Below are 2,425 nucleotides of genomic sequence, written 5' to 3'. Positions count from 1 at the left end.
GCCTGATGGCCAACCTCGTCACCAACTGCCACCCACAGCGGCCCATTATTTGCGCCTTTACCAATGACAGCCGCACCCGTCGCCAACTGGTGCTTAACCGCAATGTCCTCAGCTATCGCATCAACTTCAGCTCAGACCCGGAAAAGACGCTCGACACCGCCGCCCGCATCATGATGCAGCGCGATGAGTTTTCCGCCAGCGACAAGGTGGTCGTACTGTCGGACTCACTGTCGGGCTCGGGAGTCGACGCCATTCAAATCCGCACCCTGGGCGGGCTTATCTGCGAAACCGACGACAGCCAGAGCCGCCTATCGCCCGCAGACGACGCCAGCTAGCCACCGGCGCGCAGCTCACAACCGCAACCGGTAGGAGCCAAGCGCGCGGCAATCTGTAATAATTGCCGCTGTTTTTCAGCGGCTCTTCCCACCATGTCCGACCCACTCTCCTATGATGTCATTGTTCTCGGCGCCGGCGCCTCGGGCCTGTTCTGCGCCTTCACCGCCGCCCAGCGCGGCCGGCGCGTGTTGGTGCTGGAGCGCGCAAATAAAGTCGGCAAAAAAATTCTGATGTCCGGCGGCGGTCGCTGCAATTTCACCAACCACTTTGTCGAGGCGGAGAATTTCATTTCCGACAACCCGCATTTTTGCAAGGCGGCACTGAAACGCTTCAGCCAATGGGATTTTATCGCCATGGTCGAACGCTATGGCATTGCCTTTGAAGAGCGCAAACACAGCCAGCTGTTCTGCCTGCATTCGGCCAAAGACATTCTCAATATGCTGCTTGATGAATGCGCCGACGCCGGCGCAGAAATTCGCAGCCACTGCGAACTGCAATCGCTCACGGCCCTGGCCCCCAACCCCAGCTCAACCAAGCACAGTTGCGAAGATCGACGGCCGCGCTACGCCCTGCAAGTCCGCCAGGGGCACAACACGCTGCAACTGCACTGCCAGTCACTGGTGGTCGCCACCGGCGCCCTATCCATTCCGACTCTGGGCGGCAGCGGACTCGGCTATCAACTGGCCGAGCAATTCGGGCTGGGCGTGACACCCCGCCAAGCGGGCCTTGTGCCCTTTATGTACAGCGATGACAGCAAAGTGCTGTGCGAGCGCCTGTCCGGGCTCGCACTAGAAGTTGAGGTGCAGTGCAATGGCCGCAGTTTCCGCGAGAACCTGCTGTTTACCCACCGCGGCATGAGCGGCCCGGCCATGCTGCAGATCTCCAATTACTGGAACCCCGGCGACAGTCTGAACATTAATCTCATGCCCGACGACGACGCGGCCAGCTGGCTATGCAGCGCCAAACAGCAGCAGCCCAAGCTATTGCTGCGCAGCCTGCTCAGTCAGCGCCTCGCCAAGGGACTGGTGGCAGAGCTGCAACAGCGCTGGTGGCCAGAGCAGGCCGACACCCCGCTGGCCGAATACAGCGACAAACACCTGCGAGCCATTGGTGAGCGCATCAATCACTGGCAGCTAAAACCCTCGGCAACCGAAGGTTACCGCACCGCCGAGGTCACCCGCGGCGGTGTCGACACCAGCGGCATCAGCTCAAAAACCATGGAAGCCAAGCAGCAGGCCGGGCTGTACTTTGTCGGCGAGGTACTCGATGTCACTGGCTGGCTGGGCGGCTTTAACTTTCAATGGGCCTGGTCATCGGGCTACAGCGCCGGCCTGCACGCTTAACAGGCCCGGCGCTGCACAGCCAGCATCGAAGCCCAGGGCAATACGCGGTAGAATGCCCACTTTAGCCGCAATCTTCGAGGCAGGTCATGGCATCGCTGCAAGAACAATTACTCAAGGCCGGCATCGCCGACGAAAAGAAAGTCAAAAAGATTAAGCAAGAGCAGCGCAAGGCCAAAAAGGCCAATAAGGGCAAGCCCCAGGTCGACGAAGGCAAACTCGCAGCCCAGCGCGCACTGGCTGAAAAAGCCGAGCGCGACCGCCAAATCAACCGCCAGCGCCAAGCCGAGGTCGAGAAAAAAGCGATCTACGCGCAGATTTTGCAACTGGTGGATATCAACCGCATCGACCGCAAGCACGGCGACATCGCCTATCAATTTACCGACGGTAAAAAAATAAAACGCCTGTATGTCACCGCGACGCTGCAAACCCAACTGGTCAAGGGACTGATTGCCATCGTTAAAGTGCGCGACAGCTACGAGCTGGTGCCCGCAGCCATCGCCGACAAGATCAAACAGCGCGATGCCGCCGTCGTACTGCTGCACAATGACAAAGCCACCGAGCAAGCCGATGAAGACGACCCCTATGCGGACTATCAAATCCCCGACGACTTGATGTGGTAATGACTATCGACACGCAGACACCGCCCATTTCGGCCCCAGAAGCCGCCCTGCATACCCTGCAATCGGTCTTTGGCTACCAGGCTTTTCGCAATCACCAGGCGGAAATCGTCGAACAGCTTATCAATG

3 protein-coding genes are annotated in these 2,425 nt (G+C 59.3%); all 3 read left to right on the top strand.

The genetic code is table 11. The features are described 5' to 3' along the window. The coding region (locus ABYM29_RS15495; RefSeq protein WP_372865695.1) for a pyruvate kinase alpha/beta domain-containing protein at positions 1 to 335 on the top strand (335 nt) is incomplete at its 5' end. 93 nt (positions 336 to 428) lie between these two features. Continuing rightward, positions 429 to 1,679 carry an NAD(P)/FAD-dependent oxidoreductase gene (locus ABYM29_RS15490; RefSeq protein WP_372865694.1) on the top strand — a complete coding sequence of 417 codons (1,251 nt, stop codon included), beginning with the start codon at positions 429 to 431 and terminating at the stop codon, positions 1,677 to 1,679. Positions 1,680 to 1,765: 86 nt separating this feature from the next. Then, positions 1,766 to 2,299 carry a DUF2058 domain-containing protein gene (locus ABYM29_RS15485; RefSeq protein ID WP_372865693.1) on the top strand — a complete coding sequence of 178 codons (534 nt, stop codon included), beginning with the start codon at positions 1,766 to 1,768 and terminating at the stop codon, positions 2,297 to 2,299. The last annotated feature ends 126 nt before the right edge of the window (positions 2,300 to 2,425 follow it).

This window comes from Spongiibacter sp. (genome assembly GCF_041602295.1).
In the GTDB taxonomy this organism is placed as follows: domain Bacteria; phylum Pseudomonadota; class Gammaproteobacteria; order Pseudomonadales; family Spongiibacteraceae; genus Spongiibacter.
This window is presented reverse-complemented; position numbering and strand designations above follow the sequence as displayed.